The organism is Kribbella sp. NPDC004536 (assembly GCF_042873835.1).
Taxonomy (GTDB): Bacteria; Actinomycetota; Actinomycetes; order Propionibacteriales; family Kribbellaceae; genus Kribbella.
The window spans coordinates 329,848-349,995 of record NZ_JBIALY010000005.1 but is presented as its reverse complement, the minus strand read 5'-3'; the positions used below and the strand labels follow the sequence as shown (position 1 = coordinate 349,995).

The 20,148-nt window shown below is 68.3% G+C and carries 18 protein-coding genes; 10 read left to right on the top strand and 8 right to left on the bottom strand.

Annotation, left to right across the window (positions count from 1 at the left end):
* Nucleotides 1–49: 49 nt before the first annotated feature.
* Both ACFYRU_RS37530 and ACFYRU_RS37525 read left to right on the top strand, forming a co-directional pair.
* Nucleotides 50–910: an aldo/keto reductase gene (locus ACFYRU_RS37530; RefSeq protein WP_387668173.1), complete on the top strand. Its 861-nt coding sequence runs from the start codon at nt 50–52 to the stop codon at nt 908–910.
* A 73-nt stretch (nt 911–983) separates the two neighbouring features.
* On the top strand, nt 984–2,861 hold the full coding sequence (locus ACFYRU_RS37525) for a glycoside hydrolase family 76 protein (RefSeq protein ID WP_387668171.1): 1,878 nt from the start codon (nt 984–986) through the stop codon (nt 2,859–2,861).
* Here the strand turns inward: ACFYRU_RS37525 and ACFYRU_RS37520 are convergent.
* Complete coding sequence (locus tag ACFYRU_RS37520; protein ID WP_387668170.1) at nt 2,842–3,438, bottom strand: TetR/AcrR family transcriptional regulator; 597 nt, start codon at nt 3,436–3,438, stop codon at nt 2,842–2,844. The two genes, ACFYRU_RS37525 and ACFYRU_RS37520, sit on opposite strands and share 20 nt — an antisense overlap.
* Nucleotides 3,439–3,525: 87 nt before the next feature.
* Here ACFYRU_RS37520 and ACFYRU_RS37515 point away from each other — a divergent pair, with 87 nt between their 5' ends.
* The gene (locus ACFYRU_RS37515; protein WP_387668169.1) at nt 3,526–4,407 is read left to right on the top strand and encodes an aldo/keto reductase; all 882 of its coding nucleotides are present in this window, start codon (nt 3,526–3,528) and stop codon (nt 4,405–4,407) included.
* Here ACFYRU_RS37515 and ACFYRU_RS37510 read toward each other — a convergent pair.
* A complete protein-coding gene (locus ACFYRU_RS37510; protein WP_387668168.1) occupies nt 4,397–6,082 on the bottom strand; it encodes a sialidase family protein in 1,686 nt (561 codons plus the stop codon). The two genes, ACFYRU_RS37515 and ACFYRU_RS37510, sit on opposite strands and share 11 nt — an antisense overlap.
* Nucleotides 6,083–6,235: 153 nt before the next feature.
* Nucleotides 6,236–7,660: a type I glutamate--ammonia ligase gene (gene glnA, locus ACFYRU_RS37505; RefSeq protein WP_387668165.1), complete on the bottom strand. Its 1,425-nt coding sequence runs from the start codon at nt 7,658–7,660 to the stop codon at nt 6,236–6,238.
* A gap of 201 nt (nt 7,661–7,861) precedes the next feature.
* Between glnA and ACFYRU_RS37500 the strand changes: the two genes are divergently transcribed.
* Entirely contained in the window at nt 7,862–8,323 is a 462-nt protein-coding gene (locus ACFYRU_RS37500) for an RDD family protein (RefSeq protein ID WP_387668162.1), read from the top strand.
* On the opposite strand, the gene ACFYRU_RS37495 is transcribed toward ACFYRU_RS37500, so the two are convergent.
* The 3 genes from ACFYRU_RS37495 to lipA all read right to left on the bottom strand — a co-directional run bounded on the left by ACFYRU_RS37495 (nt 8,320) and on the right by lipA (nt 11,365).
* Nucleotides 8,320–9,600, bottom strand: a complete 1,281-nt coding sequence (locus ACFYRU_RS37495; protein WP_387668159.1) for a class I SAM-dependent methyltransferase — start codon at nt 9,598–9,600, stop codon at nt 8,320–8,322. The genes ACFYRU_RS37500 and ACFYRU_RS37495 overlap by 4 nt on opposite strands.
* 113 nt (nt 9,601–9,713) lie before the next feature.
* Nucleotides 9,714–10,409, bottom strand: coding sequence for a DUF4191 domain-containing protein (locus tag ACFYRU_RS37490; protein WP_387668157.1), 696 nt, complete (start codon nt 10,407–10,409; stop codon nt 9,714–9,716).
* Nucleotides 10,410–10,426: 17 nt separating this feature from the next.
* Nucleotides 10,427–11,365, bottom strand: coding sequence for a lipoyl synthase (gene lipA / locus ACFYRU_RS37485; RefSeq protein ID WP_185759585.1), 939 nt, complete (start codon nt 11,363–11,365; stop codon nt 10,427–10,429).
* Nucleotides 11,366–11,420: 55 nt separating this feature from the next.
* Between lipA and ACFYRU_RS37480 the strand changes: the two genes are divergently transcribed.
* The 5 genes from ACFYRU_RS37480 (at nt 11,421) to ACFYRU_RS37460 (ending at nt 16,600) form a co-directional block, all read left to right on the top strand.
* Entirely contained in the window at nt 11,421–12,698 is a 1,278-nt protein-coding gene (locus ACFYRU_RS37480) for a sensor histidine kinase (protein ID WP_387668154.1), read from the top strand.
* Between the two features lie 4 nt (nt 12,699–12,702).
* Nucleotides 12,703–13,362 carry a response regulator gene (locus ACFYRU_RS37475; RefSeq protein WP_387668516.1) on the top strand — a complete coding sequence of 220 codons (660 nt, stop codon included), beginning with the start codon at nt 12,703–12,705 and terminating at the stop codon, nt 13,360–13,362.
* 121 nt (nt 13,363–13,483) lie between these two features.
* Nucleotides 13,484–14,365, top strand: coding sequence for an ABC transporter ATP-binding protein (locus ACFYRU_RS37470; protein WP_387668151.1), 882 nt, complete (start codon nt 13,484–13,486; stop codon nt 14,363–14,365).
* Nucleotides 14,362–15,528, top strand: coding sequence for an ABC transporter permease (locus ACFYRU_RS37465; RefSeq protein ID WP_387668148.1), 1,167 nt, complete (start codon nt 14,362–14,364; stop codon nt 15,526–15,528). The genes ACFYRU_RS37470 and ACFYRU_RS37465 overlap by 4 nt, the downstream gene beginning before the upstream one ends.
* A 109-nt stretch (nt 15,529–15,637) precedes the next feature.
* Nucleotides 15,638–16,600 carry a LysR family transcriptional regulator gene (locus tag ACFYRU_RS37460; protein ID WP_387668145.1) on the top strand — a complete coding sequence of 321 codons (963 nt, stop codon included), beginning with the start codon at nt 15,638–15,640 and terminating at the stop codon, nt 16,598–16,600.
* A 4-nt stretch (nt 16,601–16,604) separates the two neighbouring features.
* Here the strand turns inward: ACFYRU_RS37460 and ACFYRU_RS37455 are convergent, their stop codons facing one another.
* Entirely contained in the window at nt 16,605–17,879 is a 1,275-nt protein-coding gene (locus tag ACFYRU_RS37455) for a hypothetical protein (protein WP_387668143.1), read from the bottom strand.
* Between the two features lie 87 nt (nt 17,880–17,966).
* Here ACFYRU_RS37455 and ACFYRU_RS37450 point away from each other — a divergent pair, with 87 nt between their 5' ends.
* Nucleotides 17,967–19,349 (top strand): sulfatase, encoded by a 1,383-nt coding sequence (locus ACFYRU_RS37450; protein WP_387668140.1) that lies wholly within the window; start codon nt 17,967–17,969, stop codon nt 19,347–19,349.
* Here ACFYRU_RS37450 and lipB read toward each other — a convergent pair.
* Nucleotides 19,331–20,035 (bottom strand): lipoyl(octanoyl) transferase LipB, encoded by a 705-nt coding sequence (gene lipB / locus ACFYRU_RS37445; RefSeq protein WP_387668139.1) that lies wholly within the window; start codon nt 20,033–20,035, stop codon nt 19,331–19,333. The two genes, ACFYRU_RS37450 and lipB, sit on opposite strands and share 19 nt — an antisense overlap.
* Nucleotides 20,036–20,148: the final 113 nt, after the last annotated feature.

Genomic DNA, 20,148 nt, shown 5'->3' with positions numbered 1-20,148 from the left:
GCGGTCAGCAGAAACGTTTGTTGGACCGTCCAGCGGGAACGTGAGGAGGATGGGGTGGGGGCACATCGACGACGGTGAGTCGGTGCGGGCGTTGCGGCGGGCGTTCGAGTTAGGGGTCACGTTCTTCGACACCGCTGACGTGTACGGGTGTGGGCACAGCGAGAGGCTGATCGCGGACGCGCTCGGGGATGTGCGGGACGAGATCGTGGTCGCGTCCAAAGCGGGATACACGTACGTCGAGGAGACCCGCGAAGCGCCCGGTGAGAACGGTGACCCGGAGTACATCCGCTGGGCGTGCGACGAGTCGCTGCGGCGACTGAGCACGGACCGGATCGACCTGTACCAGTTCCACCTCGGTGGCTACGACCTCGCCAAGGCGGAGGACGTGCTCGCGGTCTTCGAGGAACTGGTTGCCGCAGGCAAGGTTCGTGCGATCGGCTGGAGTACGGACGACCCGGAGCGGGCCGCGCTGTTCGCGAAAAGCCCGCACTGCAAGGCGATTCAGCAACACTTCAACGTGTTCGGCGGCAACGAGGACGTGCTGAACCTGTGCGAGCAGCGCGGGCTCGCGAGTATCGTCCGCGGTCCGCTCGGCATGGGGTTGTTGACCGGCAAGTTCGCCGCGGACAGCATCCTCCCTGAGGACGACGTACGACACGGCTGGAACTTCCGTACCGGCGACCAGGCCGAGTCGCTCCGCCGCCTCGACGCGATCCGTGACGTACTCACCTCGAACGGCCGAACCCTCGCCCAGGGTGCGCTCGGCTGGCTGTGGGGACGCAGCGACGCGTTCGTCCCGATCCCCGGGTTCAAGACAGTAGCCCAGGTGGAGGAGAACGCCGGCGCGCTGCAGCACGGTCCGCTGACCTCCGCGCAACTGGCCGAGATCGCGAGCCTGCTGACCCATTGACATCGTTGTCTGGCCCGACGACGATACTGCCTCGAAGCTCGGTGAAACGTTTCCAAGCTCGAGGAGCCCGCCCATGCCCGTCCGCCGTCCTACCTTCCGCCTGCTCGTCGCCGCAGCGGCGACCCTCGCCCTCGGCCTGGTGTCACCACCCGCCGGCGCGAGTCCTGACCAGGCCGCGTCCGGCCCGACGGCCGTGGCCCGCGCCCGGGTCGCCGCCGACCAGCTGATGAGCTCGTACGAGCCGAACAAAGCCTGGTTCCCGTCGAGTTGGTGGAACTCGGCGGTCGCCTTGCAGACGATCGGCGACTACATGCAGCGCACCGGCGACCGCCGCTACCTGCCGCAGCTGGACAACACGTTCGAGAAGGACAAGGGCGCGTTCCCGGCCGGGTACCTGTCCGGCGACGAGCTGCTCGGCAACTTCACCAGCCGCGCGATCGACGACTCGGAGTGGTGGGGCCTCACCTGGGTCCAGGCGTACGACCTGACCAAGAACCCGAAGTACCTCGACATGGCGGTGAAGATCGCCGAGTACGTCGAAGGCTACTGGGACCCGAGTACGTGTGGCGGCGGCGTCTGGTGGAACGGCGAACGGACGTACAAGAACGCCGTCACCAACGGTCTCTGGATCCGCCTGACCGCCGAACTGCACAACCGGATGCCGCACGACCAGCGCTGGCTCGGCCGCGCGCAGGAGGGGTGGAACTGGTTCACCCACAGCGGCATGATCAACTCCGCCGGCCTGGTGAACGACGGACTGAAGGACAACTGCGAGAGCAACGGCGACACGGTCTGGTCCTACAACCAAGGCCTCGCGATCGGCGCCGGCCTCGAACTCTGGCGGGCGACCCACAACCCCGCGCTGCTGACCACGGTACGGCGGCTCGCCGACGCGGCGATCGCTCCGGGCGGACTCGTCACCGACGGCGTGCTCACCGAGTACTGCGATGCGCCGGGCCGGACGTGTGACGACAACGGCAAGCAGTTCAAGGGCATCTTCATGCGGTACTGGATGGACCTCGCGGACACGACGCACGACAGCCGCTACACCGCGTTCGTCGCCCAGCAGGCCGCGACGGTCTGGGACAACGACCGCGACGCGTCCGACCGGCTGGGGGAGCGGTGGTCCGGCCAGGCCCCGAACGTCTTCGACTGGCGTACGCAGGCAAGCGCTCTGAGCGCCCTACTCGCTGCGGTACCCGCGACGCCGCCCGTGCGATCGTTGTCCGCGACAACCGATCCGGCCCTGCCCGTGGTGATGCCGGCGACCGGCAGTGCGACGCACGTGAAGATCAAGGTCGGCGTTCAGGCCACTGGTCCGGTCGGCGACCGCACCACCGCCGTAGTCCAGGCTGCGGCTCCATCGGGCTGGACGGTGACCCCCGCGAAGGCAACGGTGACGCTGACAACCCGTGGTAACGCCGTACCGGTCGAGACGTCAGTCAACGTCGACGTCACGATCCCTGCCGATACCGCGGACGGCCTGCACTCCGTGACGGCCATGGTGACGTCCGGTACGCAACTGTCGTACACGACCCGCGCGGACATTCTCATCGCCCACACGGCCGACTTCGACACAGGTACCGCGGCCGAGACGCCGTGGCTGTACGACGCCGACGGGTCGCAGAGCAACGGCGTACAGAACCGGTTCGCGGACGGGAACTCGTACTTCGTCTACCGGTTCCCGTTCCCGTCCGACGCAACGTCGGCATCGGTAGCGTTGACGATCGACAACGAGTTCGTCGTCCAGCTCAGCGGCGACGGCCAGAACTGGACCACGGTCGCCACCGAGACGAACCAGTACCACGACGGTCAGAACAAGGCCACCCGCACCTTCGACCTCACGCCGTACCTTGGCACCGCGAAGGCCGGCTACGTCCGCATCTCCGACTCGTTCCCGAACGACGGCTGGGGCGGCCGCGTCTACCACGTCACCGCGACGTACAACTGAGCCCGTCGATCAGCAGCGCGAGCAGGCGTTCGGTCTGCTCGCGCTGCTGGGTCGGGTCGGCGGCGAAGACCGCGCCCGCCATGGCCGCGACGACGTCGCCGGGTAGTACGTCGGACCGGAAGATGCCGGCGGCCGTACCTCTCGCAAGGAACGGTTCGACGGCCGCGGTGAGACGAGCGCGGGTGTCGGTCTGGGTGATGGCGCCGGAGGCGACCATCGTGCGCAGGTCCGCGCCCATAGCGCGCTTTGAGTCGACGAAGTCCAGGTAGCGGCGCATCCAGGTGAGCAGAGCCTCGTCGGCCGGCGCACCGGCGGCCAGGTCGGGCGCGGCCTCGCAGAGCCTCGCCAGTTCCTGGTGGTAGACGGCCTCGAGCAGCGCCTCGCGAGTGGGGAAGTGGCGGTAGAGCGTCGCCACGCCGACCCGTGCCCGGGCCGCCACCTTGTCGAGCGACAGGCGGATCGGCTCGCCGTTGCGCGCGGCCACAGCGAGGTCGGCCAGCTCTTCACCGGCCGCCGCCACCACCTGCTCACGTTTGCGCGCAGCATCGGCACGCAGCGGCCGGACACCCTCGGGCATAAGTGGAGAAACCTCCAGATAGTGCTATCGTCGAACCAAGCGGAGAATTCTCCGTTTCCGTCGACTCTACCTGAGGAACCTCAGCTGATGACATTCCAACGCCCCCGAGGCACCGTCAAGCTCGGGCAGTACGAGATCGCCCGGATCGGGTACGGCGCGATGCAGCTCGAACACGTGGACACAGCCGCGGCTACCGCGGTACTGCACCGCGCTGTCGAGCTCGGCGTCAACCACCTCGACACCGCCTCGTTCTACGGCCACACGACCGGGAACCAGCACATCCGGGCCGCCCTGCATCCGTACCCGGACGACCTGGTGATCGTCAGCAAGGTCGGCGCCCGCCGCGTCGACGGGCCGGTTCCGCTGACGCTCGCCCAGCAGCCACACGAACTGCGCGAGCAGATCCACCTCGACCTCACGTCGCTCGGCCTCGAACAGGTGCCGGTCGTCAACCTCCGCCGGGCGGACCAAGGTCCGGGCCTCATCGCCGAGGGCGACCAGGTCGTCCCGCTCGACGACCAGCTCGCCGAACTGATTGCCCTCCGCAACGAAGGCCTGATCGGCGCGATCGGCCTCAGCAACGTCAGCACCGCCCAGCTCCAGCAAGCCCTGCCGGCCGGCATCGTCTGCGTGCAGAACGCCTACAGTGTCCTCGATCGCTCGTCCGAGGAGCAGCTGGAGATCTCCGCCGCGAACGACCTCGCCTGGATCCCGTACTTCCCGCTCGGCTCGGCCTTCGACCGGATTCCGTCTCCGGCCGAACATCCGGTCGTACGCCGGATCGCCGATCGCGAAGGCCTCACGCCGGCCGCGGTCTGCCTCGCCTGGATCCTTGCCCACGACAACCACACCGCGCTCATCCCGGGCACCCGCAGCGTCGGGCACCTCGAGGACAACGTCCGCACGGCCGAGGTCGAGCTCGGCGAGAGGGTCCTCGCCGAGCTCGACCAACTGGGCGTCAGCGCCTGAGCGGGATGCTCTGGGTGTAGGCGTCCTGGTTGGGGGTGTTCGTGCCGGGCCGGCCGCGGAAGTCGGTCCAGCTCGGGTGGATGCGGAGGTCCGAGCCGATCGCGACGGCTGAGTAGTCGCCGACGAAGACGCCCTGGACCGCCGAGCCGTCCGGGTTCGTCGAGGCGAACTGGACCTGCGGGTTCTCGGAGACGGTGGTGATCCGTTGGGTGGTTGCCCGGCCCAGCGACTGGGTGCCGTCGGCCGACCAGTACGCGTAGTCGAGGTTGATCCCGTTCGGGTCGTAGTGCCTGGTGTACGACGTGATCGCGACCTTGCCGTCGCGCGCCGCCACCGCGCTGAAGAACTCGTCCTGCGGCGTGCCGATCACCAGCGGCCGGGACCAGGTCCTGCCGTTGCCCGAGGAGGAGACGACGTTGTCGCCGTTCGTCTTCACCGACGCGCCGGTGGTCGCGTCGTACAGGCCGTTACGGTCGTCGGACCAGACCACGGTCAGCTTGCCGTCGAGCCGGTCGTAGGCGAGTTGCGGGTAGCTGTTCTCCCGGAAGTTCTCCCCGGTCAACGTGTCCGGGAAGTCGTAGTTGGTGTCGACGATCGCGTGCCGGAAGGTCCGTCCGTGATCGGTCGACGTGGCAACGACCGTGGCGTCCCGGTCGCCCGCACCGTCGCAGGCGGCGGTCGCGCACACCGACGCCTCGTACGCGACGTACAGCCGGCCGTCGTTGCCGACCTGCGGGTTCGAGCCTTGGTCGTACGGCGTGATGCCGCCGGAGAAACCGTTCAGCGACGGCGGGATCCGGACCGGTGCCGCGAAGTGCGACCCGAAGTCGACGCTCGCCGACACCATGATCGGCGACTCGAGGTAGTTGTCGTCGTTGTCGTACGTGAACCTGGTCCAGCTCACGTACACCCGGCCGTTCGACGGGTCGGCGGCCATCCACGGCTTGTCGTTGAAGAAATGCGTGACTGTCGGCGTCCCGTCAGGGTTGACGCCGTCCATCGCGACCACGTGCGGGGAACCCCAGTGCAGGCCGCCGTCGTGGGACGTGTTGACGACGATCGCGCTCGCCTCCTGTCCGCCGAGCGGTGTCGACCGGCTGAACAGCAGGCTGGCGAAGTACACCGTGTTGCCCGGTCCGAACGCGACCACCGGGTCACCGGATCCGTCGAACCAGCTGAACGGGCCGGTGCCGCCGGCGGTCACGGTCAGCCCGGGGATCATCACGTTCGCCCAGGTGCGCCCGCCGTTGAACGACGTGTACGCGAAACTCGAGCTGTCGTTGCGGTTCTCGCGCGCGTTGAACAGCCGGTAGTCGTTGGCGCCGGCCACGACGTTGTCCGGGTTGCGCGTGTTGACCGCGATCGTGGTCTCGTTCTGTGCCGCGCTGCAGCCGGCCTGCGAGCCGACCGGTACGACGGTGTCGCCGACGATCTGGTCGACGTTGGGCGCCGTTGCCGGGTACGGGTTCGGCTGCCCGAGATACGACTGGCACAACGCCGACAGGTTCGGACCTTCCGGGTCCGGCTCCTCCTCCTCTGCCAGGGCGTCCTTGAGCAACGGATTGTGTACGGCGGGACCGCCCGGCGCGGGTGCCGCGCCGGCCGGTGGACCGACCGCCACGAGTGCGAGCGCCCCGATCAGACCGATCGCCCCGAGCGCCGCGGTGCGGCGCATGCTGGAATGCCTCACTGTTCTTTCCCCCATCTGAACCTCCCCCGAGGGACATAAGGCGCATTCTGCGCCCGCATTCCGGACCGGTCCAGGGCAAACGAAAACCCCGCCCGGATGGGATCCGGACGGGGCTCTCAGCTGAAGCTCAGCGACAACTCAGACGTCGTAGTACAGCTCGAACTCGTGCGGGTGCGGGCGGAGCTGGATCGGGGCGATCTCGTTCTCGCGCTTGAGGTCGATCCAGGTCTCGATCAGGTCGGACGTGAACACGTCGCCCTCGAGCAGGAAGCTGTGGTCGGCCTCGAGCGAGTCGATCACGGCCGGCAGCGAGGTCGGCACCTGGGCGATGCCCGCGTGCTCCTCCGGCGGCAGCTCGTACAGGTCCTTGTCGACCGGGTCGGCCGGCTCGATCTTGTTGCGGATACCGTCCAGGCCGGCCAGCAGCTGGGCGGAGAAGGCCAGGTACGGGTTCGCCGACGGGTCCGGGCAGCGGAACTCGATGCGCTTGGCCTTCGGGTTCGAACCGGTGATCGGGATCCGGATGCAGGCCGAACGGTTCCGGGACGAGTAGACCAGGTTGACCGGCGCCTCGAAGCCCGGCACCAGCCGGTGGTACGAGTTCACGGTCGGGTTGGTGAACGCCAGCAGCGACGGGGCGTGCTTGAGCAGACCGCCGATGTACCAGCGGGCCACGTCGGACAGGCCGCCGTACCCGGACTCGTCGTAGAACAGCGGGTCGCCGTTGCTCCACAGCGACTGGTGGCAGTGCATACCGGAGCCGTTGTCACCGAAGATCGGCTTCGGCATGAAGGTCGCGGTCTTGCCGGCCTTCCACGCGGTGTTCTTGACGATGTACTTGAACTTCATCACGTCGTCGGCGGCCTTGAGCAGCTCGTCGAAGCGGAAGTTGATCTCGGCCTGGCCGGCCGTACCGACCTCGTGGTGCGCGCGCTCGACGATCAGCCCGGACCGCTCCAGCGCCAGCGTGATGTCGTCGCGCAGCTCGCCGAAGTGGTCGGTCGGCGCGACCGGGAAGTAGCCGCCCTTGTAGCGGACCTTGTAGCCGCGGTTGCCGCCGTCCTCGACCCGGCCGGTGTTCCAGGCGCCGGCGATCGAGTCGATCGAGTAGTGCGCGCCGTTCGACCTGGTCTCGAACCGGACGTCGTCGAAGACGTAGAACTCGGCCTCCGGCGCGAAGAACGCGGTGTCCGCGATGCCGGTCGACTTCAGGTACTCCTGGGCCTTCCGGGCGATGTTGCGCGGGTCCCGCGAGTACGCCTCACCGGTCAGCGGGTCGTGCACGAAGAAGTTCACGACCAGCGTCTTCGCGGTCCGGAACTCGTCGATGAACGCGCTGGTCGGGTCCGGCAGCAGCTTCATGTCCGATTCGTGGATCTGCTGGAACCCGCGCACCGACGAACCGTCGAAGGCCAGGCCCTCCTCGAAGACCTCGGGACCGAACGACGACACCGGGACGGTGAAGTGCTGCATGATGCCCGGAAGGTCGCAGAACCGGATGTCGACGATCTCGACGCCCTCGTCCTTGACGTAGGCGAGCAGCTCCTCCGCGCTGGAAAACATACGTACTCCTAGGGTGGCTCAGAGATTGCATCTGAACGTAGGGCCCGCCGGTTTCTCCGTCGTGACCCTGATGTTTCGCGGATGTTACGCCCAGCGTGTCCGCGCTGACCCACTGGTGTACGGCGGTTACGCCCTGAGATATCCCGGGAGAGATCCGGCCCGCGCGGGGCCGCCTCCGAACGTGTCCGTAGGCTAGACATCATGGCATCATCCGCGTCGCCCGCAACCGGACCCTCCGAAGAATTCCGTTACCCGGGCAATCGGCTGGGTCTTCCCGAGGACGGACCGGGCTCGGTCGGCACCTGGGGACGGCGGGTGCTGGCGCTGGTGGTCGACTGGCTGATCGCGGGCCTGATCGCCTCCGCGCTGACCGGTCGGCCGATGTGGGCGGGCGGCAACAACTACAGCCTGATGCACACCACGGCGTTCTTCGCGATGTCCGCGATCCTGGTCGGCCTCGTCGGCAGCAGCATCGGCCATCGGCTGTGTGGTCTGCGGGTCGCACCGGTGCGCGGCAGCAAGGCGTACGACGGCCCGCCGGGACTGCTCGCGGGCATCATCCGGACCGTGCTGATCTGCCTGGTGATCCCGGCCGTCGTGTTCGACCGCGAGCGCCGCGGCCTGCACGACCTGGCCGCGAAGACGATCGTCGTACGCCGCTAACGCCGCGTCAGCACCAGCTGGACGTCGTCGAGGTACCCGGTGCGGAAGCCGGCCTCGGAGTACGCGAGGTAGAACTCCCACATCCGCCGGAACGTGTCGTCGAACCCGAGCGCCGCGATCGCCGGCCAGTGCTCGATGAACCGGTTCCGCCAGATCCGCAGTGTGCGTGCGTAGTCGGCGCCCAGGTGCCGGAGCACCTCGGCGCGCAGGCCGGTGTGCTGGGCGGTGACGTCCTCGATCACCTTGATCGACGGGATCAGGCCGCCCGGGAAGATGTACTTCTGCACCCAGGTGAAGGTGTTCCGGGTGGCGAGCATCCGTTCGTGCGGCATCACGATCGCCTGCACGACGCCGATCCCGCCGGGCGCCAGCCGCCGCTCGATCGCGTCGAAGTAGACCGGCCAGTACTTCTCGCCGACCGCCTCGATCATCTCCACGCTCAGCACCGCGTCGAACTCGCCGATCTGGTCCCGGTAGTCGCGCAGCGCGACCTGCACCCGGTCGCCGACGCCGGCCTCCGCGATCCGCCGCTGCGCGAGCAGGGCCTGCTGCGAGGCGATCGTGATCGCGGTCACCCACGCGCCGCGCTGGGCGGCCCGGATCGCCAGGCTGGCCCAGCCGCAGCCGATGTCGAGCACCCGCGACCCGGACTGCACCTTGGCCGCGTCGAGGATCGAGTCGAGTTTGCGGAGCTGCGCAGCGGTGAGTTCGTCGTACGACGCCGAGGCCAGGTCGAGGCCCGCGTCGGCACCGAAGTAGGCCGCGGAGTACGTCAGCGTGGGGTCGAGGAACTCCGCGAACATCGCGTTGCTCAGGTCGTAGTGCCGGCTGATGTTCTCCCGCGCACCGGCCCGGTCGTTCTCCTGCTCGCCCGGCTGGGACCTGGTCACCAGCCAGCGCAGCGACTGGGCCCACTTGGGCAGCAGGTGCCGGGTCTCGTCGTTGCTGAAGCGTTCCGCGAACGGGACCAGCAGATCGGCCAGGTCGGTGCCCGGCTCCGGGTCCCAGTCGCCGGCCAGGTACGCCTCGCCGAACCCGGATCCCGCGTCGGCGCCGAGCCGGTCGAGGAACGCCGACGTACGGTGCACGCGCATCGCCGGACCACCCAGCCCGTACGAGCGGTTGCTGTCCAGGTGGATCGTCGCGGGCAGGTCCTTCGCGATCAGCTTGATCGCGGTGGCGGCTCCGTAGCGGCGTACCGGATTGGAACGCGGGCGGGCCAGCGTCGGCCACGTCTCGGCTTCCGGCTGATGGACCGCCGGCATGAGGTCCGTCATGTCGTCTGTTCCCCTGTAATCCCGTCCTGGTCGCACTCTATGGGCAACCAGCCTCCCCACGGCGCATGTCGGAACAGTTCAACTGCCGAACATGCCTCTTGGTTACAGTTTGATCACCGGCCGCGCATGGCCTGGCGCGCGCCCTTCAGGCTCGTCGGCACCGGGCCCTTGGGCATCGGCACCTGCGGGCGGACCGCGTCCAGCGCCTTCAGCCGCTGCAGCAGGTCGGTGATCTCGGACGGCTGCAGGACCGCCGGCAGCTTCATCACGTGCTTGGTCAGCTTCCGGATGTCGACCTCGCCCTCGCCCTGACCGGCGATGATCTGCGTGACCGGCGCGCCGCCGGCGACCCGGGTGTGCTTCTTCGCCTCGGCGGCGAGCAGGTTCTTCACCCGGCTCGGCTGGCCCTCGCCGACCAGGACGATGCCCGGCCGGCCGACCACGCGGTGCACGATGTCGGAGTTCTTGGTGACCGCGACCGCCGGGGCGACGCTCCAGCCGCGGCGCAGCGTCTGCAGCGCGGACGCGGCGGCGCCGGCCTGGCCCTCGATCTGGCTGTACGCCGCCTTCTCGACCTTGCGGCCGAAGACGATCGTGGTGGCCAGGAACGCGATCGCCACGCCCAGCGGCAGCCAGACCAGCAGCGGCCCGACCAGCAGCGCGAGCACGACGAACACCGCGACGATGCCGAGGAACATCCCGGCCAGCACCAGCCCGACCTTGGGGTCGGACTTCCTGGTCATCTGGTAGGCCTGCAGAATCTGCTTCAGCCTGCCGGTCTTCTCCGCGGGGGCGTCGTTCTTGGCCATCTCTACCCTGTCCTGTTTTATGCCTGCGTGGCGTTCATACGTGACTCGACCGCCTGACGGTACAGCCGACCGGCGCGGTAGGAGGACCGTACCAGCGGACCGGACATGACTCCGGCGAAGCCGATCTCCTGCGCCTCGGCGTCCAGCTCGACGAACTCCTCCGGCTTCACCCAGCGCTCGACCGGGTGGTGCCGCACCGAGGGACGCAGGTACTGCGTGATCGTGATGATCTCGCAGCCGGCGGCGTGCAGGTCCTTGAGCGCCTGGCTGACCTCGTCGCGGGTCTCGCCCATGCCGAGGATCAGGTTGGACTTGGTGACCAGGCCGTAGTCGCGGGCCTGGGTGATGACGTCCAGCGACCGTTCGTAGCGGAAGCCGGGGCGGATCCGGCGGAAGATCCGCGGCACCGTCTCGACGTTGTGCGCGAACACCTCCGGCCGCGACGAGAACACCTCGGCGAGCTGTTCGGGGACGGCGTTGAAGTCCGGCGCGAGCATCTCCACGCCGGTGCCCGGGTTGAGCTCGTGGATCTGGCGGATCGTCTCCGCGTACAGCCAGGCGCCGCCGTCGTCCAGGTCGTCGCGGGCGACACCGGTCACGGTCGCGTACCGCAGGCCCATGGACCGGACCGACTCGGCGACCCGGCGCGGCTCGTCGCGGTCGAGGGCCTCGGGCTTGCCGGTGTCGATCTGGCAGAAGTCACAGCGCCGGGTGCACTGGTCACCGCCGATCAGGAAGGTCGCCTCGCGGTCCTCCCAGCACTCGAAGATGTTCGGGCAGCCGGCTTCCTGGCACACCGTGTGCAGTCCTTCGGACTTCACCAGTTTCTGCAGCGCCTGGTACTCCGGGCCCATCTTCGCGCGGGTCTTGATCCACTCGGGTTTACGCTCGATCGGGGTCTCCGCGTTGCGCACCTCGAGCCTGAGCAGCTTCCGTCCTTCTGGGGCGATGGTCACGACTCCAAGGGTACGCGCCACGAATCAGCAGCGTTTCACCCGTAGGCTGATGAGAATGTGGACACGTCCGGCGCCGACTCCGCGCGAGCGGCGCTACGACCTACTGCTCGGACTCGGGATGGCGGTTGCCGGGGTGTTCGGGACCGAACTCGCCCGGGGTGGAGCGCCGCAGCACGTCAGCCTGGGCATCGGCGGCGTCGAGCCGTACGTCCTGAGCGCCGCGATCGCGCTGCCGCTGTGCTTCCGGCGGCGGTGGCCGGTCCCGGTGATGCTCATGGTCGCGGTGCTGTTCGTGGTGATCGGTGAGCGGTCGGTCTTCGCGTTCTCGGGCAATCTCGTCACCCAGTCGGCGCTGTTCATGTCGATCTACGCGGCGGTGGCGTGGTCGCGGGACCGCCGGCTGATGAAGGCCGCGGTCGCGCTGGTCTTCATCGGGATGTTCGGCTGGCTGACGATCAACTTCGTCAAGGCCCTGCAGGCGAACGCGATCGAAGGCCCGAACCACGGGCTGTTCTCGCCGTACGTCTCGAACGTGATCATCACCGTCGCGCTGAACGCCCTGTACTTCTTCGGCGCGTACTTCTGGGGCCGTACGGCGTGGGCGACCGCACGCCAGCGGTACGAACTGGAGCAGCAGGCGACCGAACTCGCCGCCCAGCAACAGGCGAACGCCCGGCGCGCGGTGATCGACGAGCGGCTGCGGATCTCCCGCGAGCTGCACGACGTGGTCGCGCACCACATCAGCAGCATCGGCATCCAGGCCGGGGGAGCGCGGCGGGTGATGGACAGCGACCCGGACGCGGCGAAGAACGCGCTCAACGTGATCGAGGACTCCAGCCGGAGCGCGGTGAACGAGATGCGCCAGCTGCTCGGCATGCTCCGCGCCGCCGACCCCGACCTCGACGTCGGTGCGCCGGACCCGAAGGAGCCGCAGGCCGGGGCCGACCGGCTGCCCGCGCTGATCGCGGAGGCGAACGCGCTCGGCCTGGAGGTCGGCTTCCACCAGATCGGGTCCCCGGCCGAACTGCCCAAGACCGTGTCGGTGTCGGTCTACCGGATCGCCCAGGAGGCGCTGTCGAACGTACGTAAGCACTCGACGGCCCGCAGCGCCCACCTCACGCTGCGTTATCTCGGTGACGCGGTGGAGCTGGAGGTGCTCGACGACGGCCGTCCGAAGCATGCGCCGGTCGGCAGCCGGCTCGGTCACGTCGGGATCCGCGAACGGGTCGCGCTGCTCGGCGGCGAGAGCGAGATCGGCCCGCGGCCCGTGGGAGGATTCCGGGTCCGGGTGCGGATCCCGTTGAAGAGTCCAATTGGAGTAGCAGGTGACTGACCCGATGCGGGTGCTGTTGGTCGACGACCAGGATCTGGTCCGGGCCGGGTTCCGGATGATCCTGTCGGTGGAGCCGGAGATCGAGGTGGTCGGCGAGGCGGCCGACGGCGAGAAGGCGATCGAGCTGGCGCTCGCGTTGCGGCCCGACGTCGTACTGATGGACGTCCAGATGCCCGGGATGGACGGGATCTCCGCGACCCAGCGGATCGTCGCCGAGGACGCCGGGAAGGTCGTGATCCTGACCACGTTCGACCGCGACGACTACCTGTTCGAGTCGCTCGGCGCCGGGGCGAGCGGGTTCCTGCTGAAGAACACCGCACCCGAGGACCTGGTCGAGGCGATCCAGATCGTGCACTCGGGCCACGCGCTGCTGGCGCCCGAGGTGACGCGCCGTGTCATCAAGCGCTTCGCCGGCGGCGGCGAACGCGTCTACCGGCCGGACCTGCTGGCCGACCTGACCGACCGCGAGCGCGAGGTGCTCAGCCTGATCGCCCGCGGCCTCACCAACACCGAGATCGCCACCCAGCTGTTCGTCGGCGAGGCCACGGTCAAGACCCACGTGTCCCGGGTGCTGCTCAAGCTCGGTCTTCGCGACCGCGTCCAGGCCGTCGTGTTCGCGTACGAGTGCGGCCTCGTCACCCCCGGAGACGACACCTCCAGCTGACCCCGTCCGTCCCGCGGATGACCCCGGCGATCACCCTCACGGCCGACGTGTCCGTACGCGTCGGCTGACTAACTTGGGGAGGGTCGGGCGACAGGCGTCCGGCGGATAGGAACGGTGACACATGCTGACGGTGGCTGGGCTCACCCGGCGCTTCGGTGATCAGCTCGCGCTGGACGACGTGACCTTCGACGTCGTACCGGGACGGATGACCGGGTTCGTCGGGGCCAACGGTGCCGGGAAGACGACGACGATGCGGATCGTCCTCGGCGTCCTGGCCGCGACCGCCGGCGAGGTGCGCTGGCAGGGCGCTCCGCTGACCCAGGAGGTCCGCCGGGACTTCGGCTACATGCCGGAGGAACGCGGGCTGTACCCGAAGATGAAGATCCGCGACCAGCTGGTGTTCTTCGGCCGGCTGCACGGGCTGGGCCCGGAGCAGGCGTTGGAGCGGACGGACCGGCTGCTCGAGCGGCTCGGGCTGGCCGAGCGCGCCACCGACGTCCTCGAGACCCTTTCGCTGGGCAACCAGCAGCGCGTCCAGATCGCGGCCGCGCTGGTACACCGGCCGATCGCACTGGTGCTCGACGAACCGTTCAGCGGCCTCGACCCGCTGGCCGTCGACGCGATGGTCGACCTGCTCCGCGAGGAGGTCACGCCGGAGGTGCCGGTGCTGTTCTCCAGCCACCAGCTCGACCTGGTGGAGCGGCTCTGCGACGACCTCGTCGTACTGTCCCGCGGCAAGGTGGTCGCGGCCGGCTCCGTCGCAGAGCTGTCGGCCGGCGCGGCGTCGACGTACCGGCTGGTGCTCGACGGCGATGCGGGCTGGTTGCGCGACCTGCGCGGGATCGAGGTGCGGGACGTGGCCGGCGGTACGGCCCTGTTCGACGTACTCGACACCGCGATGGAGCAGAAGATCCTGCAGGAGGCGATCAGCCGCGGGCCGGTGCTCGAGTTCGGGCCGGAGCGGGTGGCGCTGAGCGACGTCTTCCGGGAGGCGACCCGATGAACACTCTGGACAGGCCGTGGGTGCTGATCGCCGAGCGCGAGATCAGTACGAAGCTGCGGGACAAGACCTTCCTCGGCTCGACCGTCGTGATGTTGTTGATCGTGATGGCCGCAACGATCCTGCCGGCGGTGCTGGTGGGCAAGAGCGGCGCTTCGAAGATCGGCGTGGTCGACGATGCGGGTGCTCAGGTGGTGCAGAAGGCGTCTGCCACGGTCGGTGGCAAGGGCTACGACGTCGTACGGCTGGCGGATCGCCCTGCCGCCGAGAAGGCCGTCACCGACGGCGATGTGAAGGCAGCACTGCTGCCCGGCGACGACGGGTACGTCGTACTCGGCAAGGACCACCTCGACAGCAGCATCGAGGGCGCGCTGCGGGAGGCCGCGGCGGCAGTCGGTACGGAGGCGAACGCGGCGAAGGCTGGGCTGACCCCGGCGGAGTTGCACGTCGGTACGAAGGTTCAGGTCAGTCTGCTGAAGCCCGGTCCGTTGCCGGACATGGTGTCGCAGTTCGTCAATGTCGGGCTGGCGCTGGTGTTCTACATGACCGCGCTCGGGTTCGGCATGATGATCGCGCAGAGCGTCGTACAGGAGAAGGAGAGCCGGGTCGTCGAGATCCTCGCGGCGGCGGTACCGATCCGGTCGCTGCTGTGGGGCAAGGTGCTCGGCAACACGGCGCTCGCCCTCGCGCAGATCGTGGTGATCGCGGGGGCATCGCTGATCGGGCTGCTGGCAACGGATCAGGCCGCCATCCTCGAGGTGGTGGCACCGGTCGCCGGGTGGTTCGTGGTGTTCTTCGTCCTCGGGTTCGTGGCGCTGGCCGGGTTGTGGGCGGTCGCCGGTTCGCTGGCCACCCGTCAGGAGGACCTCGGCTCGACCACGCTGCCGGGGCAGATGATCCTGATGATCCCGTTCTTCCTCTCGGTGTTCGCCGGGTCGTCGGCGAAGACGGTGGCGTCGTTCGTCCCGATCGCGTCGTCGATGTCGATGCCGGGGCGGATGCTGACCGAGGACGTACCGGTCTGGCAGCCGTTGGTCGCGATCGCGTTGTTGCTGGCGACGACGGTACTGATCGTCCGGCTGGGCGCCCGGCTGTACGAGCGCACCCTGTTGCAGACCGGCCGCCGGCTCGGTTACCGGGAGGCGCTGGCACTCAAGGCTTCGTAGCACATCGTTACAGCCAGGCCTGGCGTTACAGGGGAGGGCCTGGCTGTGACGAAACCGCAATGAAGGGCGCCTGTGAGCTGTGTCGGGACCTCGACTACGGTCTCAACGCATGAACGTCGAGCTGCGCCACCTACGAGTGGTCGTCCTGGTGGCAGAAGCCGGGTCGGTCGGACGGGCCGCCCGCTGGCTCAAGGTCAGCCAGCCGAGCCTGACGGCGCAGCTGAAGCGCATCGAGGCCGCGTTCGGGGGAGAGCTCTTCGAACGCTCGCGGACCGGCGTCACCCCGACCCCGTTGGGGCGGTACGCCGTCGACCGCGCGCGGGCGATCCTGGTCGACGTCGACCATCTGGCGGCGACCGTGTCCGCGATGACCGCGGTCGAGTCGTCGGCGGTCCGGCTGGGTGGGTTCCCGACCGCGCCGATGTCCGGGATCGCCTCCCGGTTGCGGGACCACGGGGAGATCGAGCAGGTCAGCGTCGAGGTCGAATGGTCCTCCAGCGTGTTGCTGCAGCAGCTCGAGAGCGGGCGGCTGGATTTTGCTTTGCTGCGTGAGTTTCCTGGGTTCGAGCTGCGGCTGCCGTCGGGCGTCGAGTCGACCACGGTGGTCGAGTCGGAGTCGGCGTACGTTGCCTTGTCCGCCGACCACCCGGTGGCGGCACGTACCCGCGGTGAGATCGAGTTGGCTGCGCTGTGCAACGAGGAGTGGATCGGGGAGCCACCGGACGACAGCGGGTTCCACGTACTGTTCCGGGCCGCCTGTGAGGCGGCAGGGTTCCAGCCTCGGGTGGAGCACCACTCGGTCGATACGTCCGTACAGATGGGGTTTGTGACGAGTGGACAAGGCGTGGCGTTGATCTCGCCTACGTCGTACCGGATGCTCTCGTCGGACGTGACCACGCGGACGTTGGCGGGGGATCCGATTCACCGCAAGCTGGTGCTGGCGTGGAGTACTGACTCACCGCGCGCGCAGATGGCGCGGGAGGTGCTGGCGATGGCCACGGCGGCGTACGACGAGGCTATTACCGAGCATGCGCGGCGGGGGGCTCACCAGCAGCGCATGCACGTCGCGTGAGTTTCTAGGCCGGCTTGACGGCCGGGTTCTCAAACGCCAGGAAGAACTCCCCGGTGTCCTCGGGATCCTCCATCCGCTCCCGATACTGAGACCCCACCTGCTCCTTCGGCGAAACCTTAGGCCCCTCAACAGCCTCGGCCTTGGACGGCCTGGTCTCGTCCGGCTTGGTCTCGATCGGCTTGGTCTCGATCGGCTTGGTCTCCTCCGGCTCGACAACCGCCTCCTGCTTTGCAACAGGAACAGTCGGCTCCTCCACCACAGCCTCCTGCTCCGCAACCACCGGCGCGGGCGCCGCTACTGGCTCTTCCTTGGCCACAGGAGCTACCGGCTCTTCCTCAGGCTCCTCCACCACAGGCTCAGTCGCAGCAACCGACTCCTGCTTTGCCGCAGGCTCCTCGACCGCCGCCACAGGCTCCTCTACCGGCGCTGTGGGCTCCTCCATCGACGCCGCAGGCTCCTGCTTGGCCGCGGGCTCGTCCACTGGTGCCGCGGGCTCTTGTACCGGAGCAGCGGGCTTCTCGGCTACCGGCTCCTGCTGGACCGGCTGCTCCTGCCGCTCCTCCTGCTCCGCCGCGACAGGCGCCGGTGTGGCGACGGTGTCCTCGGAGTAGTTGCTCTCGGCACCCGGCGCCGGGAACGGCCGCGTGTGATCGAACTCCTCGTCCCCACCCACCGAGAACTGCCGCGTCTGCTCGTCCGCCTGGTTCCGCGGCTGCACCGGCTCCGGCTCGTCGAACAGATCGTCGTACGAACTGTGACTCTGATAAGCCGCCGGCGCCTGATAGGTGCCCCCAGCAATCGGATACACCGCAGCGACGTCCGCCTCCTGCTGCGCCTGCGCCGCCTCCTGCTCGCGCTGCACCCGCTCGGCCTCGACCCGCTCCCGCCGCCGGCGCTGCACCCCGCGGACGATCAGCTGGACCGCGTACACCAGCGAGATCACCCCGAGGATCGGCACGACCCCGTTCAGCGTGTACTGCTTCGTCCCGTCGATCATCCCGTTGGTGACGCCGGGGACGTCGTTCAGGAAGTTCGTGGTCCGGTTCGGGATCCAGAGCCAGCAGTAGACCAGGGTGCCGAAGGCCACGAACGCCCCGAGCGCACCGGCGCCGGAGAAGTACGACACGACGGCCCAGAAGACGAGCGCGCCGATGCCGAAGGCGAGCGCCATCCCCTTGGCGTTCAGCTCGATACCACCCGGAGCCGCGAGGACCCCGAAAACGGCCGGTCCGGCCAGAGCAACGGCTACGCCGAGCAAGAACCCGAGAAATTTGGACACACCCCCAAGGTAGCGACGAACTGCCGCGACACCTCGCAGACACTTCGGCACCGTACAGATAGGCAATCGCTTGCCTAGGGTGTTGTCATGGACCGTCCTCCGAACATCCTCCTGATCGTTTCCGACGACCACGGGTACGCCGATCGCGGCGGCCTCGGCGTACACCCCGACGTACTGACCCCGTCCCTGGACCGGCTGGCCGCGGAAGGGGTGACCTGCACCGACGCGTACGTGACGGCTCCGATCTGCAGCCCGTCCCGCGCATCGATCATCTCCGGGCGGTACCAGCAACGATGGGGCGGCCAATGGTTCGACTCGGCCGCGTTCCCGCCGGACGACGTACCAACCCTGGCAGAGCTCCTACGTGACCAGGGCTACCGCACCGGGTACTTCGGCAAAGTGCACTACGGCAAGGAGACCGTGGGGGACAGGGCATGTCCACCGCACCACGGCTTCCAGGAGACGCTCTACGGGTTGGCAGGGCAGTCCTTTGGCCGACTGAACTACCTGCACCACTCAGAGGACGCAATGCAGTCCTACGGCCAGCCGGCCGCACACCACATGGCTGTGCAACCTCTTCTCTCGGGAGACGAGCCGGTCGAGCACGAGGGATTCCTGACGGCAGAGTTCGGCCGACGGGCAGCTGAGTTCATGCTCACGGAGGACGAGCGGCCGTACTTCTGCATGGTTGCCTTCAACGCCGTACACAACTTCTGCTGGCAACTACCGGAGGAGGAGCTGAAGAAGCGCGGACTACCGACGTTCCGCGACTGGTCGCCGGACGCCGACGGCCCGTTCACGGAGTGGTACGACGACGTGATCGTGCCGAACCTCCCACACGGCCGCGAGTACTACCTGGCCCAGCTGGAGCTGATGGACGCCGAGATCGGCCGCCTGCTCGACACGGCCGGCGACGACACGATCGTCGTGTACGTGACCGACAACGGCGGATCCACCTGCAACTTCGGCGACAACACCCCGCTGCGCGGTACGAAGTACACCCTCTGGGACGGCGGCATCCGCATCCCGATGCTCTGGCGCTGGCCCGGTCGGCTGCCGGCTGGTGGCCGTACGAACGCACTCATCAGCACGATGGACCTAGTACCCACGCTGGCTACTGCCGCGGGCGCAACCGTGGACGGCGCTGACGGCATCGACATCCTGCCGGTACTGGCCGGAACCACCGACGCCGCGCACCAGGACCTGCACTGGGACTGCGGATTCCAATGGGCCGTACGGTCAGGCGACTGGAAGCTCAGCTGGGTCGACGACAACGAAAGCACCCGCCACCTGCGCGACTACGAACACGCACCGATGGGGGAGGGCTGGTTCCTGGCGAACCTGGCCGACGACGTAGGTGAGTCCAGCAACGAACTCGCGACGCAGCCAGAAATCGCCGCGCGCCTACGCTCCCTGCACGCGTCGTGGCGCGCTGAAGTAGGCCTGGACCCTCAGACCGTCAACCCGTAAGTGATCGCGGTCGGCGGCTCCTCGTGGTGGTCGATGTCCGGGCTGCGCTCGTACTCGTTCCACGCGAGGAGCTCGTCGAGATGCCGGCGAACCGGCTCGAGCACGTCCGCGACCGTCACCTCACGCCCCAGCTCCTTGGTCAGCGTGGTGACGTCGGCGTCGGAAATACCGCACGGAACGATCCGATCGAACCAGGCCAGATCGTTGTTGCAGTTCAACGCGAACCCATGCATCGTCACGCCCTGCGCGACCCGGATCCCGATCGCCGCGATCTTGCGCTCCCGCCCACGATCATCGGCCGCGACCCACACCCCGCTGCGCCCCTTCACCCGGCCCGTCTTCACCCCGAGCTCCGCGCAAACCCCGATCAACGCTTCCTCGAGCCGCCGCACGTAGTCCACGACGTACACATGCGACGCCAGCTTCACGATCGGATACCCGACCAACTGCCCCGGCCCGTGCCAGGTGATCTTCCCGCCCCGATCCACATCCACCACCGGAGTACCGTCCACCGGCCGCTCATGAGGCTCGGTCCGCTTCCCCGCCGTATAAACCGGCGGATGCTCCAGCAAGATCACCGTATCCGCCCCCGCACCCCCCACAACCGCCCCATGCAACCGCCGCTGCTCAGCCCACGCAGTCTCATAATCCACAACGCCGGCATCCACATACTCGATAGCACTCACACCCCCGAGTGTAAGCACCACCTCCTCACCCCCGGACTCCCCGCTCCCCATCCACCCCCAGAGCACCCAGCCCGCCCCGGAGCGCGGAGATGAGGCTGTGGATAACTTCCACG